At 61.3% G+C, this 14,214-nt stretch carries 11 protein-coding genes and 1 pseudogene; 7 read left to right on the top strand and 5 right to left on the bottom strand.

What is annotated here, in order from left to right; all coding sequences use genetic code 11:
• Nucleotides 1–36: 36 nt before the first annotated feature.
• The 3 genes from QMK52_RS20370 (at nucleotide 37) to QMK52_RS20360 (ending at nucleotide 2,432) form a co-directional block, all read left to right on the top strand.
• Nucleotides 37–591: a UPF0149 family protein gene (locus tag QMK52_RS20370; protein WP_005788536.1), complete on the top strand. Its 555-nt coding sequence runs from the start codon at nucleotides 37–39 to the stop codon at nucleotides 589–591.
• A 161-nt stretch (nucleotides 592–752) separates the two neighbouring features.
• Entirely contained in the window at nucleotides 753–2,009 is a 1,257-nt protein-coding gene (locus QMK52_RS20365; RefSeq protein ID WP_320403306.1) for a 3-phosphoshikimate 1-carboxyvinyltransferase, read from the top strand.
• Nucleotides 2,010–2,042: 33 nt separating this feature from the next.
• Nucleotides 2,043–2,432: a hypothetical protein gene (locus tag QMK52_RS20360; protein ID WP_005788540.1), complete on the top strand. Its 390-nt coding sequence runs from the start codon at nucleotides 2,043–2,045 to the stop codon at nucleotides 2,430–2,432.
• 1 nt (nucleotide 2,433) lies between these two features.
• On the opposite strand, the gene QMK52_RS20355 is transcribed toward QMK52_RS20360, so the two are convergent.
• On the bottom strand, nucleotides 2,434–3,033 hold the full coding sequence (locus tag QMK52_RS20355) for an NAD(P)H-dependent oxidoreductase (protein WP_005788541.1): 600 nt from the start codon (nucleotides 3,031–3,033) through the stop codon (nucleotides 2,434–2,436).
• Between the two features lie 72 nt (nucleotides 3,034–3,105).
• Between QMK52_RS20355 and QMK52_RS20350 the strand changes: the two genes are divergently transcribed.
• Nucleotides 3,106–3,708: a TetR/AcrR family transcriptional regulator gene (locus QMK52_RS20350; protein ID WP_005788542.1), complete on the top strand. Its 603-nt coding sequence runs from the start codon at nucleotides 3,106–3,108 to the stop codon at nucleotides 3,706–3,708.
• On the opposite strand, the gene QMK52_RS20345 is transcribed toward QMK52_RS20350, so the two are convergent.
• Entirely contained in the window at nucleotides 3,698–4,375 is a 678-nt protein-coding gene (locus QMK52_RS20345) for a GNAT family N-acetyltransferase (protein WP_005788544.1), read from the bottom strand. The two genes, QMK52_RS20350 and QMK52_RS20345, sit on opposite strands and share 11 nt — an antisense overlap.
• A 36-nt stretch (nucleotides 4,376–4,411) precedes the next feature.
• Here QMK52_RS20345 and QMK52_RS20340 point away from each other — a divergent pair, with 36 nt between their 5' ends.
• The 3 genes from QMK52_RS20340 to QMK52_RS20330 all read left to right on the top strand — a co-directional run bounded on the left by QMK52_RS20340 (nucleotide 4,412) and on the right by QMK52_RS20330 (nucleotide 7,781).
• Entirely contained in the window at nucleotides 4,412–4,540 is a 129-nt protein-coding gene (locus QMK52_RS20340; RefSeq protein WP_005788545.1) for a hypothetical protein, read from the top strand.
• A gap of 81 nt (nucleotides 4,541–4,621) precedes the next feature.
• Complete coding sequence (locus QMK52_RS20335) at nucleotides 4,622–5,473, top strand: CAP domain-containing protein (RefSeq protein WP_005788547.1); 852 nt, start codon at nucleotides 4,622–4,624, stop codon at nucleotides 5,471–5,473.
• Nucleotides 5,474–5,576: 103 nt separating this feature from the next.
• Nucleotides 5,577–7,781: a GAF domain-containing protein gene (locus tag QMK52_RS20330; protein WP_320403305.1), complete on the top strand. Its 2,205-nt coding sequence runs from the start codon at nucleotides 5,577–5,579 to the stop codon at nucleotides 7,779–7,781.
• 36 nt (nucleotides 7,782–7,817) lie between these two features.
• On the opposite strand, the pseudogene QMK52_RS20325 reads toward QMK52_RS20330, so the two are convergent.
• The 3 genes and pseudogenes from QMK52_RS20325 to treS all read right to left on the bottom strand — a co-directional run.
• Nucleotides 7,818–8,525: pseudogene (locus tag QMK52_RS20325) on the bottom strand (GGDEF domain-containing protein); the annotation flags it as partial.
• A 51-nt stretch (nucleotides 8,526–8,576) separates the two neighbouring features.
• Nucleotides 8,577–10,814, bottom strand: a complete 2,238-nt coding sequence (glgB, locus tag QMK52_RS20320; RefSeq protein ID WP_005788551.1) for a 1,4-alpha-glucan branching protein GlgB — start codon at nucleotides 10,812–10,814, stop codon at nucleotides 8,577–8,579.
• The gene (gene treS, locus QMK52_RS20315) at nucleotides 10,811–14,158 is read right to left on the bottom strand and encodes a maltose alpha-D-glucosyltransferase (RefSeq protein ID WP_320403304.1); all 3,348 of its coding nucleotides are present in this window, start codon (nucleotides 14,156–14,158) and stop codon (nucleotides 10,811–10,813) included. The genes glgB and treS overlap by 4 nt, the downstream gene beginning before the upstream one ends.
• Nucleotides 14,159–14,214 lie beyond the last annotated feature (56 nt).

Here is a 14,214-nt window from a genome sequence, read left to right as displayed (position 1 = left end):
CCCTGTCAGCGGCGCTCGACGTTTTAAGGATATGCCATGCACGCCCAACCCCTCTCTCCCGCCGATTTCGACTTCATTGACGCCACCTTGCTCAAATACGGTGAAGACCACTCGGTGCTGAACATGGCCGAACTCGACGGTTATTTCACCGCCCTGGTTTCCAGCCCGGCCAAGGTGGACGTGGCCGAGTGGTTCCCGGCGATCTGGGGTGGGCAAAACCCTGAATGGGACAACATGGGCGAGGCCCAGGATTTTCTCGCACTGTGTGTACGCCATATGAATACCCTGGCCGCTCAATTGGCCACCGACTCCCAGGCATTCAAAGCCCGTTTCGATGAAACCGAATATCAAGACCAGGCGGTGACGCTGGCTGAAGAATGGTGTTTTGGTTATGTGCGGGGTGTGACGATCGGCAACTGGCCGCCATTGCCCGCCGAACAAGCCGGGCAACTGGAAAAAATCACCGGGTGCGCCGAGCAGGACAATTTCGAACTGCCGGCGGACCTGGATATAAACGCCCATCAACAGCAGGTCAGCGAAATCGAACCGGCTGCACGGGCGCTGCATGACTACTGGTTGAGCCAGCGTTAAGCCGGGCTTGCTGGCCCCGTCCCACATTTGAATCGGAGCACATCCCAGAAAAATCACGCAGATCACTTGCTCACTCGACAAGCATGGCGTGTTTGCCTGATTATTCGGGTCCGCACGTCGGCCACTCCACGCCACCTCGCCTTGACCAGGAGCCTTGTACCTTGAGTTCGCAAAAAACCGTGACCGTTACACCGCCCAACTTTCCTCTCAATGGCAAGGTCGCGCCCCCCGGTTCCAAATCCATCACCAACCGCGCCCTGTTGCTGGCGGCATTGGCCAAGGGCACCAGCCGTTTGAGCGGTGCGTTGAAAAGCGATGACACTCGCCACATGTCGGTCGCCCTGCGTCAGATGGGTGTGAGTATCGATGAGCCAGACGACACCACGTTCGTCGTCACCAGCCAAGGCTCGCTGCAATTGCCTGCCCAAACACTGTTCCTCGGTAACGCCGGGACTGCCATGCGCTTTCTCACCGCCGCCGTGGCCACCGTGCAAGGCAGCGTGGTGCTGGACGGCGATGAATACATGCAAAAGCGCCCGATTGGCCCGCTGCTGACCGCCCTCGGCCAAAACGGAATTCAGGTCGACAGCCCCACTGGCTGCCCGCCCGTGACCGTGCATGGCACAGGCAAGGTACAAGCCAGGCGCTTTGAGATCGATGGCGGCTTGTCCAGTCAGTATGTATCGGCCCTGCTGATGCTCGCGGCCTGTGGTGAGGCGCCGATTGAAGTGGCGTTGACCGGCAAAGACATCGGCGCCCGTGGCTACGTGGACCTGACCCTGGATTGCATGCGCGCCTTTGGCGCCCAGGTTGAAGCCGTGGACGACACCACCTGGCGCGTCGCCCCGACCGGCTACACCGCCCGGGATTACCTGATCGAACCCGACGCCTCGGCCGCTACCTACCTGTGGGCCGCCGAAGTGCTGACCGCTGGCCGTATCGACATCGGTGTCGCAGCCCAGGATTTCACCCAGCCGGACGCCCAGGCCCAGGCCGTGATCGCCCAGTTCCCGAACATGCAAGCCACGGTGGTCGGTTCGCAAATGCAGGACGCCATCCCGACGCTGGCAGTGCTTGCCGCGTTCAACAACACCCCGGTGCGTTTTACTGAACTGGCGAACCTGCGCGTCAAGGAGTGTGACCGTGTACAGGCACTGCACGACGGCCTCAATGAGATCCGCCCGGGCCTGGCGAGCATTGAGGGCGACGATTTGCTGGTGGCGAGCGACCCAGCCCTGGGCGGCACCGCGTGCACGGCGCTGATCGACACCCACGCCGACCACCGCATCGCCATGTGCTTTGCCCTGGCCGGGCTGAAAGTTTCGGGGATTCGCATCCAGGACCCGGACTGCGTGGCCAAGACCTACCCTGAGTACTGGAAAGCCTTGGGCAGCCTGGGCGTTCAATTGACCTACTGACACGCCGATCGTGAAACTTCGCCGGGAGCGTCGATGACCATTCGCCAACCCTGCCCTCCCGGCGCCTGTGTGTGCGAGCGTGAACAACTGCTGGAGGCGCCCGGCGCGGACCTGCGCATCCTCCAGTTGACGCGACAGCAGGAAAAAATCCTGCTCGAACGCCTTGAAAACCTCAAGAGTCTGCAAGACCTTGAACACATGCAGCAGCGGATGTACGAGCAACTGGGCATCCGCGTGCACATTGCGCCTGGGCATACCGAGGTCAAGAGTATGCGCGGGATCCAGATCGTTATCGACGAGCTGCCGGGCATGTGCCGCAAGACGCGTCAATCGATCCCGGCGTCGATCCGCCGCGGCCTGGAAAAACGCCCCGAGATTGCCTACCGCTTGCTCGATGCCCACGACCTGTTTCGCGACACCTGAATCACCCCGCGACCGTCTCGCGCTGGAACATCCCCTGCCCCACAGCTTTGGCCGTGTGCAAGTGCGCCTGGGCGCCCCCGCTCTCCGAATCCAGCAGCAGCTTGGACGTCAGCACCTGCGCCCCGCAGTAATCAAAGATGCCGTAATCGATCTGGGTGTGCATGGCCTTGGCATAGCCGTGCCGATCGAAAGCGCTGTCATCCGCGCCCCCGAGAGCCAGCAGGTGCACCTGCAAGTGGCGCAGTTTTTTCACGACGGGTGTGTCGGGGCCATAATCGATCGCCCAGCCGTTGACGAACACGCGGTCGACCCAGCCTTTGAGCAACGCCGGCATCGACCACCAGTAGATCGGGAAAGCCACCACCAGCGCGTCGGCGCGCTCGATACGCGCCTGTTCGGCCAGCACATCGGCCGGCGGAGTTGCATGAGCGCGGTGCACCTGATGGTCGGCGGCGGTGTAGCGTGGGTCGAACCCTTCGGCAGCAAGGTCGGCGATTTCGAAGGTGTGGCCGGCGGCGGTCAAACCGGCGCCTACCTGAGCCGCGACGCTATGGGTGAGCGATTTCCGGTCGTGATGAGCAACTACGATCAAGGCGTGCATGACTTTAACTCCTGACAGGATTAAGCTACGTTTAGTAAGTTATGCCCCTTAAGTTACTTTTGGTATATAACCATGTCAAGCAGTGAATCCCCTGCCCCACGTCGGCGCTTGTCCCGTGAAGATCGCCAGCGCCAATTACTCGATGTGGCGTGGCAATTGGTGCGCGAGGAAGGCACCGACGCCCTGACCCTGGGCCGCCTGGCGGAGCTGGCAGGTGTGACCAAGCCGGTGGTCTACGACCACTTCACCACGCGTGCGGGATTGCTGGCGGCGTTGTATGCCGATTTCGATGCGCGCCAGGACCAGGTCTTTACCGAGGCCATCGACACCAGTAAGGCGACGCTAGAGGACCGGGCATGGGTGATCGCGTCGGCGTATGTCGATTGCGTACTGTTGCAGGGCCGGGAAATCCCCGGAGTGATTGCCGCGCTGAGCGGCTCGCCGGAGCTGGCGGTGCTCAAGCGCGAATATGAGGCGATCTTCCTGGAAAAGTGCTCCAACGCACTGTCACCGTTCGCCTCGGGCGGCGGTGTTTCCAAGGCCGGCTTGCGCGCTATGCTCGGTGCGGCGGAAGCCCTGTCTCATGCGGCAGCCAATGGCGAGATCAGCCGTGAGGAGGCCCAGCAGGAATTGCTGGCGACCATCCTGGGGATGGTCCAGCGGGTCAAATCGTAGGAAAACGCTGCTGGATGTACAGCTGCACCTTGCGCGTCAACTGATCCAGATGCCGGTCACGCTGTTTTTCAGCGTCGACCATGGCGCGCTTGCCGTGCTTTTGCAGCAGGTAGGTATGAATCTGGCGCACTTCCAGCGAACGATAGATCGCTGCCACATCCAACACCCCCATCAAGCCTTCGGTGCCGTAGTCCCGGGTGTTCATCAGCACTTGGGTGCCACGTGCGCCGCGCACCTGAAACCCCATGGCCTCGAATACCGGGACCTTCTCCACCGCACAGGCCAGTTCGGCGTGGGGATAGCGCGCCAGCACATCGCCCAGCATTTGCTTCGCCACGCCCTGGCGACGAAAGCCGGCCTGCACCGCCATAAAGGCAATGCCGCAGGCTTGAGGGTCGTTCTTGACCGGCAGATACAGGCAAAAACCGACAACGGTTTCGTCCTGCATCGCCACGACCAGCTCGACGGCGATGCCCTTCTCGCCATTCAACGCCTCAAGGTACAAGTGCACCTCAAACCCGATGGCGTACTGGTAGATGTTGTAGAGCAAGTTACTTGGCGCCAGCGCGACACTGCTGATGTCGGTGAGGTTGTCCACCACCATCTGCAGGATCTGGCTATTGACCGATTCGGGGCACGGCGTGGTGTAGCGGGTAAGGCTGAACATGCAAATTCCTGGAGTTTCGCGTCAAGGCAGCGGCGATTGTACCTGTTGCGGGCCGCTCATGGCCCGCACCCGATGGTGGCGGCCTCGGCGATTCACTCCACCGATGGCGTGGTGGTGTTCGCCCTCTGCGATCAGGGCGCAAAACACTCGACATTCAAGAATTGAAGAAAAAAGTTCGGACCAACGGGTGCATGGATGCACCTGGATCGCGCATCATGGGCACTTTCAAGCTCAAGGGTAACGTCCATGCGCGTTCTGTCATTGATGATGGGTCTTACGACGCTGGCCGCCACTACGGTGTTCTGCGCCAGCGCGATGGCGAATGAAGAAAGTCAGTTAGTCCAACAGATCAACCAATACCGCAGCCAGGTGCAACGCTGCGGTGACCAGGGTTCCCAGGAACTGCCACCGCTGACCAGCGACACACGGCTGGTGCTGCCGGCCTCCAATGTCGGCGATTTGCAGCAGTCGCTGGCGCGGGCTGCGTACCCTATGGTCAACGTGCAGGCCATCAGCCTGTCCGGGCCCAAGGATGCCGACGCCGCCATGAAAGCAGTGCGCGAAAGCTTCTGCCGGGTGGTACTGGACCCGCAATATGTCGACATCGGCGTCAGCAACAGCGGCCAGGATTGGCGCATCGTGCTGGCCCGCCCGCTGTTGACCAGTGGCCTGGGCGACTGGCAGACCGAAGGCAAGCAACTGCTGAACCTGGTCAACGCCGCGCGCGCCGAACCACACCAATGCGGCACCCAGGCGTTCAGCGCGACCACGCCGCTGTCGTGGAACGACACCCTGGCCAGCGCGGCCAACAGCCACACGCGCAACATGGCCAACGGCAACTTCTTCGACCACCTGGACCACGACGGTCGTACTCCCGGTGACCGCGCCGAACTGGCCGGGTATATCGCGAAGAACATCGGCGAAAACATCGCCGCCGGCCTCGATACCCCTCGCAAGGTCGTGGACGGTTGGCTCGCCAGCCCCGGCCATTGCGCCAACCTGATGAACCCGCAATTTCGCGAATTGGGCGCGGCCTACGCGATGGACCCCAAGAGCGATGCGGGTATCTATTGGACAGGTGTATTCGCCGCTCAATAACCTGGATATTCGCGCTGAACTGGGAGCAGTCATTCAGGTCTGTTGCTTGGCAACCTGACGTTTCAGGCAATAGTCGAACCGCGGTAGATAAGGTGTTGACCCCATGATGAATTGGCTGCAAGGCAGCAGCGACATGGCCGAGCGGGTCCGCCAGCATGATTGGGCCAGTACGTCCCTCGGCCCGCTGGAGCAGTGGTCCGATGTATTGAAGACCACCGTCGCGCTGTGCTTCGCTTCCAGGTTTCCCCAGGCCATCGTTTGGGGGCCTGAGTTGATTACGCTCTACAACGATGCATTCCGGCCGATTCTGGGCAACAAGCCGGAGGCACTGGGCCGCCCTTTCAGCGAGGTGTGGCACGAGGCCTGGAGCGAGATAAGCCCCATCGCCAGCGCGGCGTTCGACGGGCATGCCACCTATATTGAAAACTTCCCGCTGATGCTCAAGCGCAATGGTGCGCCGGAACAGGCGTATTTCACTTTTTGCTACAGCCCTATCCGCGACTCCCGAGGCAACGTGGTGGGCATGCTCGATACGGTGACCGAGACCACCTCCACCGTATTCCTCGCCCGTCGCCTGGCGGTGCTGGATGCCATCGGCAACGCCGTGGCCAGCGCCACCGACGCCGAAGCCATCATGACATCGACCACCCAGTTGCTGGCGCAACACCTGCAAGTGTCGATTTGCGCCTATGCCGATATGGATGAGGATGAAGATGGTTTCACTATCCGTGGCGACTGGGCGGCGCAGGGCTCACCCAGCATCATCGGCCACTACAGCCTGGCGGCGTTCGGCGAACGCGCGGTGAGTGCTCTGCGGGCCGGTCAGCCCCTGGTGATCCGCGATAACCTGATCGAACTGCCCGCCGATGAGTCGGCAACCTTTCAGGCGCTGGGCGTCACGGCCACCATCTGCGTGCCGCTGATCAAGGATGGACGTCTCACGGCGTTGATGGCCGTGCATGACAAACAGCCCCGCTACTGGTCGCCCTACGATCTGGCGTTGTTGGGTGAAGTGACCGAACGGTCCTGGGCGCACATCGAGCGCGTGCGCGCCGATGCAGCCGTACGCGAGGGCCTGGCGGCCTACACCGAACTCAACGCCACGCTGGAGCAGCGCGTGGAAGAGCGCACCCTCGCGCTGGCCCAGGCCGAGGCCGCGTTGCGCCAGTCACAGAAGCTTGAAGCCATAGGCCAACTGACCGGCGGCGTCGCCCATGATTTCAACAACCTGCTGACCATCATTCGTTCGTCAGTGGACTTCCTGCGCCAACCGAACTTGTCGCAAGAGCGTCGCCAGCGCTACATGAGCGCCGTCTCCGACACCGTGGAGCGGGCCAGTAAACTCACCAGCCAATTGCTTGCCTTCGCCCGTCGCCAGCCGTTGAACCCGCAGGTATTGGATGTCAGCCAGCGGGTACGCAACATCGGCGAGATGCTTGAAAGTGTCACCGGCGCCCGCATTCATGTACAGGTGCAGTTGCCCGATCAGCCGTGCTACGCACGCATTGACCCCAGCCAGCTCGAAACCGCGCTGCTCAACATCGCACTCAATGCTCGCGACGCAATGGACGGCCAGGGCACCCTGACCCTCAAGGTCGCCACACAGCAAGCGCTGCCGCGCATCCGCGGTGACGCCGAGTCACGCCTGCCGTACATCAGCATCTCTCTGACCGACACCGGCACCGGTATTGCCGGCGACACCATCGACCGTATCTTCGAGCCGTTCTTCACCACCAAGGCCGTTGGCAAAGGCACCGGGCTGGGCCTGTCGCAAGTCTTCGGCTTTGCCAAACAGTCGGGCGGCAACATCGATGTGACAAGTACCCTCGGCCTGGGCACTGTGTTCACCTTGTATTTGCCCCAAGTGGAAGGCGAACCCGCCCCGCAGCAGGACGAACAGGAGCAACTTGCACCGCCGCAGGAGGCTGCCCAACGGCATGTGCTGATCGTGGAAGACAACCTGGAAGTGGGACGTTTCGCCAGCCAGATCCTCAAGGACCTGGGCTACAAGACCACCTGGGCGACCAACGCCGAGCAGGCACTCGCCCTCGCTGGCGACGACGCCCGAGCTTTCGACGCGATTTTTTCGGATGTGGTGATGCCGGGGATGACCGGCGTTGCAATGGCCAGACTGCTGCGTGAGCGGCGTCTGGACCTGCCGGTGGTACTCGTCTCGGGCTACAGCGAAGAGCTGGCGGACAGCGGTTATGAGGGGTTTGAGTTCCTCGCCAAACCCTACTCCGCCGAACAGGTCGCCAGGGCGCTGGTGAGGGCGATGTCCAGGGATCAGACCGTTACAGCCACCTGATCACGACCTTAAGCCTTAGCGGTGCAGGTCTTCAAACCCGTCGCGCTCATCGGTTTGGGCCGCGCGGGTTGAAAGACGGTGTGTACGCTCCATTTGCCGACTCAGGCGGAAGGCTTTTTCCAGCGCATCGGACAGTTTGCAGGTGGCCGTCACCACAAAGGACGAAAACACCAGCACCGCCAGGGCCACACCCACTTGCATCGGCGCCGGCTGGAACAACAGCCACAGCGTACAGGGCAACAGCACCAACGCCATCGAACTCAAGGTCATGTAGCGATAGGCCGAGTAGCAGGACACCGCACTGACTGACATCCCTACGGTAAAGAGCATCACCAGTACCTGGGACACACGGTCATCAACCGGCATCACCGCCAGCGCCCCACCTCCCCAGATGCCCGCCGACAACATCAGCGTGATCCAGTAACGCCGCTCCCAACGCTTTGGGGTGCGCTCGCTGTCGGGGCAACGAAACCACTGCACGAACATGTGCAGGCGCAGCAGTGACGAGCAACCCAGCAGCACCAGCCATACCAGAATGATTCGATGATCGAAGCGATCCCAGCACAGCCAGCAGAGCATGGCGGCCCCCAGATAACTACCGAAGACGGCCGAGAACGACTGGCGAAACAGTTGGTGCAACCGGTCGGTTCGCACTTGCTGCTCGATGATGGGATCCTGATCTTGCCCATGCCCAAAGCTGTTCATGCAATGCGCCTGTGTCGATTGCGACGGCAAAGGCGCCATTGTGGCACCCTGCCAGTATCGGGAACAACTGCATCCGCCAATCCAGCGCCCTTACAGCTCCTGCGGACGCAGAATCAACACGCCCAACGGCGGCAGGTTCAACGACAGCGACACCGGTTGCCCATGACGCGGCTCATCCTGGGTGAACACCTCTCCCCCATTGCCAAAGTTGGAACCGGCGTAAGTGTCCGCATCACTGTTGATCACCTCACTCCAACGCCCGCCGTACGGCACCCCAACCGCATAGCCTTCACGCGGCACCGGGGTAAAGTTAGCAACCACCAGCACCGGCCGGCCGTCCTTGCTCCAGCGCAGCCAGGCGTAAACACTGTTGATCGCATCATCGCCAATCAGCCACTGGAAGCCTTGGGGAGCATCATCCTGTTCATGCAGCGCCGGCTCCTCGCGGTACAGGCGGTTCAAGTCGCCCACCAGCTTCTGCACCCCACGGTGCTCAGGGTATTGCAGCAGATACCAGTCCAGTTGCTGGTCGTGGTTCCATTCGCGCCACTGGCCAAATTCGCAGCCCATGAACAACAGCTTCTTGCCCGGGTGCATCCACATGAAACTCAGATAGGCGCGCAGGTTGGCAAACTTCTGCCAGCGATCTCCCGGCATCTTGTCGATCAGCGAGTGCTTGCCGTGCACCACTTCATCGTGTGAGATCGGCAAGATAAACCGCTCGGACCACGCATATACCAGGCCGAAGCTCAGCTCGTTGTGATGATGGGCGCGGTACACCGGGTCTTGCTGGATGTAATGCAGCGAGTCATGCATCCAGCCCATGTTCCACTTGTAATTGAACCCCAGGCCACCTTGTTGGGTAGGCTGGCTGACCCCCGGCCACGCCGTCGATTCCTCGGCGATCACCAGCGCGCCGGGCGCTTCAAGGGCGACCACGTCGTTCAAATGCCGCAGAAAATCGATGGCTTCCAGGTTCTCGCGCCCGCCATGGCGGTTGGGCACCCACTCGCCGGCCTTGCGCGAATAATCGCGGTACAACATCGAGGCCACCGCATCCACCCGTAGCCCATCCACATGAAAATGCTTGAGCCAGTGCAGGGCCGAGGCCAGCATGAAGCCGTGCACTTCCGTACGGCCCAGGTTGTAGATCAGCGTGTCCCAGTCCTGGTGAAAGCCTTCCAGCGGGTTGGCATACTCGTACAGCGCTGTGCCGTCGAACTGCGCCAGGCCGTGGGTATCGGTGGGGAAATGCGCCGGCACCCAATCGAGGATCACGCCGATATCCGCCTGGTGGCAGGCATTGACGAACCAGGCGAAATCCTCGGGCGATCCAAAGCGTGCACTCGGGGCGAATTGCGACAAAGCCTGATAGCCCCACGAACCACCAAAGGGGTGCTCCATGATCGGCATCAGCTCGATATGGGTGAAGCCCAGTTGCTGCACGTAGGGGATCAAGCGCTCCGCCAGTTCACGCCAGCCGTATTGACGGGCGACCTCGCCGGCCTCGTCCAGTTCGCACTGCCAGGAGCCCACGTGCAGCTCGTAGATCGACAAGGGCGCCGTGGATTTCTGCTTGTCACCCCGGGCTTGCATCCAATCATGGTCTTGCCAGTCCACCTGCAACGGTACGGCGACCTTGGAGGCCGTGTCGGGCGGCAGTTGAGTGGCCAGCGCCACCGGGTCGGCCTTGAGCGGCAGGATCCCATGAGCCCCGAGGATTTCGTATTTGTAGGCAGCGCCCGGCTGCAAACGCGGGATAAAAATCTCCCACACACCGGAGGGGTGACGCAGGCGCATCGGATGGCGGCGACCGTCCCAGATATTGAAATCGCCCACTACCGAAACCCGCCGCGCATTCGGTGCCCACACCGCAAAGCGCACACCTTGCACGCCATCGACACTGGTCACCTGGGCCCCCAGGCAACTGCCCAGGTCGCGGTGATTGCCTTCGGCAAACAGGTAAAGGTCCATTTCCCCCAACAGCAATTGACTGAAGCTGTAGGGGTCTTCGGTAATCTGTTCACCGCCCGCCCACTGGATTTTCAGCAGGTACGGCTGGCGCGTGCTGAATTGCCCGACAAACAAGCCTGGCACTTGGGTTGCATCGAGGCTGCCCAGCACTTCACCGCCATCCCGGCTGAGTACCTGAACGCTGAGCGCCTCGGGCAGAAAGGCGCGAATAAACTGCCCGCCCTGCTCGTCGTCATGCGGGCCCAGGATCGAGAACGGATCCGGGTGTTCGGCGCGCACCAGCGCTTCGACGTCCTTGGACGCCGGCAATGCAGTCAACTTGGGCTGCAGCGGTTCTTTATGTGTAAAACTCATGACGTCTCCCCACCGCGTACAGGTTTCGATTTAGGTGTAAGCCCGCTCAGCAAGCCATGCAGCCCTTGCAAGGGCACCGGCAACCAGGTCGGGCGATTTTCCGCTTCGTAGGCCACTTCGTACGCAGCCTTTTCCAGGCTGAACAACGTCAGCGCTGCGTCCTGGCCGTTGGCATCCTGCCAGTCATGCGCCAGTGTAGACGTCGCCGTCTGATAAGCCTGAGTAAATGCCTGGCGGGCTTCACTCAGATAGCGGTCGGTGACGCGCTTGCGCGCGGTGTTGGCTTGCGGTGTCTGATCCACTGCTTGCACATTCAGGGCCATGGCCGCCGCGTAGTCAAAGGAGCGCAGCACCCCGCTCACATCTTTATAGGGGCTGTGCTTGCCGCGCCGCTCATGCAACGGCCGCGCAGGTTCGCCTTCAAAGTCGATCAGGTACGCATCGCCCTTGACCACCAGCACCTGGCCCAGGTGCAAGTCACCGTGGACACGAATCCGCAGCCCGCCGACCGTGGCCTTCGCCAATGCCTGGACATGCCCGGCGATGGCTTTTTTGTGCACCAGTAACTCACTGACCAACGCCTGGTCAGCGGGGTTCAACTGGCTTTGATGAAGCTTGAGCAATTGCAGCGCACGCTCGATCTGCGCGCCGACATCCTTGGCCCAGGCCTGAGTATCCTTGGCGGTGGTGATTTGCGGTTTGAAGTCCTTGTCATCCGTTGGCGCACCCAGCACCCCATGCATTTCCCCCAGGCGCTGGCCGAGCGCCGCGGCGAAATCCGCCAGTTCGCCAAGGGCGTTGTAGTGCTGCTCCTGTTCAGAAATAGCCTCGGCCAACTCGTCACGGATCGCCCGCTCCAGGTTGTTCTGGGTCCAGCTCCAGGCATCGCCCTGGTTGCTCAGGTAGCCCTGGGCAATCATCAGCAGGTTGTCCTGCCCCTGCGCGTCGCGGCGGCTCATAAAGCCCAGCAAAGGCGAGATATTCGGGTAGCCGGCGGCGGTCAGGTAGGCGCTCATTTCCAGCTCCGGGTGTACCCCGGCGCTGACTTTGCGAATCAGCTTGAGCACCAGGCTTTCGCCCACCACCACCGAACTGTTGGACTGCTCGGCAGACAAGTAACGCACCGGCGATTCGTGAGTCAGTTGCAGCCCGGCCAGGTGCCCGGTCGCCTCAAACCGCAGATCGCCCTCACTGGAGTTGAGCACGGTCCCTGCCTGCATGGCCTGGATGACTTCACGGATGAAAGGCTCAAGGCTGAAGGCATCGGTCACCAACCCTACTTGGCGGGTACGTCGCACCCGGGCCAGGGCCAATTGCTGGGGCAAGGCGCTGCTCACCTGATCTTCGCCGAGAAAGCCCAACGGCAGTTGATAACGGCTGACCTGACCACCACTGCTGACCTCGATTTCACTGAGCAATACCGGGTGCTGTGGGTCGCCAAACCGTACGCCGTAAGTGATGCGCACGCTGTCGATCGCCGTGTCTTTGCCGGCAAACCAGCGACGTTTGGGCAACCAGGCTGGCAATGAGGCTTGTTCCAGGCTGGTGCGGCAAGGCTCTTCGAGTAATTCTTCCATGCGTTTTTTCAGTACCAGAGTGGTGAAGTCGGGCATGCTCTGCGCCGGTTCCACATGCCAGCTCGGCATCTGGTTTTCCGTCGCCAGCACAAACCAATAAAAGCCATAGGGCGCCAGGGTCAGCAGGAAATTCAGCTGGCCAATCGGTGGAAAGGCATTACCGCCGAGCATCTCCACCGGCACCATGCCGGCGAAGGCAGACAAGTCCAGCTCCGCTGCCTGGGCGCTGCGCGACACATTGGCCACGCACAGGATGATTTCGGTGTGGCCGTCTTCCCCTGTGTATTCACGGGTGTAAGCCAGGATGCGCCGATTGGTCGGCGAGAGCATTTTCAGGCTGCCACGGCCAAAGGCCTTGGACTGCTTGCGCACCGCGAGCATGCGCCGGGTCCAGTTCAGCAACGAATGCGGGTCCTGGGCCTGGGTCTCGACGTTGACCGATTGATAACCGTATTGCGGATCCATGATCGGCGGCAATACAAGGCTGGCCGGGTTGGCACGGGAGAAGCCGCCATTGCGGTCGATAGACCACTGCATCGGCGTACGCACACCGTCGCGGTCGCCCAGGTAGATGTTGTCACCCATGCCGATCTCATCGCCGTAATACAGAGTCGGCGTGCCCGGCATCGACAACAACAGGCTGTTGAGCAACTCGACACGGCGACGATCACGCTCCATCAGCGGCGCCAGGCGGCGACGAATACCCAGGTTGATTCGGGCGCGGCGGTCTGCGGCATAGTAGTTCCACAGGTAGTCACGCTCCCTGTCGGTGACCATCTCCAGGGTCAGCTCATCATGGTTGCGCAGGAAAATCGCCCACTGGCAATTGGCGGGAATCTCCGGGGTCTGGCGCAGAATATCGGTGATGGGAAAGCGGTCTTCCTGGGCCAGCGCCATGTACATGCGCGGCATCAGCGGGAAGTGGAAGGCCATATGGCATTCATCGCCGTCATCGCCTTTACGCTCACCGAAATACAGCTGCGTGTCTTCGGGCCATTGGTTAGCTTCGGCCAGCAGCATCCGGTCGGGATAATGGGCATCGATTTCGGCGCGAATCTGCTTGAGGACGTCGTGGGTTTCAGCCAGGTTTTCGTTGTTGGTGCCGTCGCGTTCGATCAGGTAGGGGATGGCGTCCAGACGCAGGCCGTCAATGCCCAGGTCCAGCCAATAGCGCATCACCGACAGAACGGCCTTCATGACCTGCGGGTTATCGAAGTTGAGGTCGGGCTGGTGGGAGTAGAAGCGGTGCCAGAAGTACTGGCCGGCGACCGGGTCCCAGGTCCAGTTGGATTTTTCGGTATCGAGAAAAATGATGCGCGTGCCGTCGTACTTCTGGTCATCGTCCGACCACACGTAGAAATCCCGCGCCGCCGAGCCAGGCTTGGCCTTGCGCGCACGCTGGAACCAAGGGTGCTGGTCGGAGGTGTGGTTGATCACCAGCTCCGTGATCACCCGCAGCCCGCGTTTATGCGCCTCGGCGATGAAGCGTTTGGCATCGGCCATGGTCCCGTAGTCGCTGTGCACGCCACGGTATTCGGCGATATCGTAGCCATCATCGCGGCGTGGCGAGGGGTAGAACGGCAATAGCCAGATGGTGTTCACGCCAAGGTCGGCAATATAGTCGAGCTTGGCAATCAGCCCGGGGAAGTCACCGATGCCATCATTGTTGGAGTCAAAGTAGGATTTGACGTGAACCTGGTAAATCACCGCATCCTTGTACCAGAGCGGGTCTTTGATGAAGGTGGCTGTCTTGGGTTTCTTCGCCATCGGGAACTCCTGAAAACACTAAAGTTCTGCAGACGGAATGCGATCCAGTGTGGCAG

The organism is Pseudomonas sp. P9_2, assembly GCF_034008255.1.
GTDB lineage: Bacteria > Pseudomonadota > Gammaproteobacteria > Pseudomonadales > Pseudomonadaceae > Aquipseudomonas > Aquipseudomonas synxantha_A.
The sequence above is the reverse complement of the archived record's forward strand: the minus strand, read 5'-3'. Positions and strand labels throughout refer to the sequence as shown.